At 66.9% G+C, this 703-nt stretch carries 1 protein-coding gene; it reads right to left on the bottom strand.

The genetic code is table 11. The annotated features are described in order from the left end of the window. A partial coding sequence (locus tag GPZ80_RS31895; RefSeq protein WP_187224815.1) for an ABC transporter ATP-binding protein occupies positions 1-703 on the bottom strand: 703 nt, incomplete at both ends.

Here is a 703-nt window from a genome sequence, read left to right as displayed (position 1 = left end):
GCAGGTTCATGGCGGGTGAGCCGATGAAGCCCGCGACGAAGGCGTTGGCGGGGCGGTCGTAGAGGGCGCGTGGGGTGTCGCACTGCTGGAGCAGTCCGTCCTTGAGCACGGCGACGCGGTGGCCCATGGTCATGGCTTCGACCTGGTCGTGGGTGACGTAGATGGTGGTGGTGCCGAGGCGTCGTTGGAGGGCGGCGATGTTGGCGCGGGTCTCGACGCGGAGTTTGGCGTCGAGGTTGGACAGTGGTTCGTCCATGAGGAACACCGCCGGGTCACGCACGATGGCGCGGCCCATGGCGACGCGTTGGCGTTGGCCACCCGACAGTGCCTTGGGTTTGCGGTCGAGGTACTTCTGAAGGTCGAGCAGTTTGGCCGCCTCGGCGACCTTCTCCGAGATCACCGACTTCGGCAAGCCCTGCAGCTTGAGCGCGAAGCCCATGTTCTGGGCGACGGTCATGTGCGGATACAGGGCGTAGGACTGGAACACCATCGCGATGTCGCGGCCCTTCGGCGGCACATGGGTGACATCCCGATCGCCGATCCGGATCGTCCCCTCGTCGACATCCTCCAGCCCCGCGAGCATCCGCAACGCCGTCGACTTACCCGAGCCCGACGGGCCCACCAGGACCAGGAACTCGCCATCCTCAATGGACAGGTCGAGCTGATCCACCGCCCGCACCGGCGGCGACCCCGCGTAAACCCG

Origin of the sequence: Actinokineospora xionganensis (genome assembly GCF_014323725.1) — a bacterium.
In the GTDB taxonomy this organism is placed as follows: domain Bacteria; phylum Actinomycetota; class Actinomycetes; order Mycobacteriales; family Pseudonocardiaceae; genus Actinokineospora; species Actinokineospora xionganensis.
Note: the sequence above shows the minus strand (reverse complement) of the source record. Positions and strands in the feature narration are given on the sequence as shown.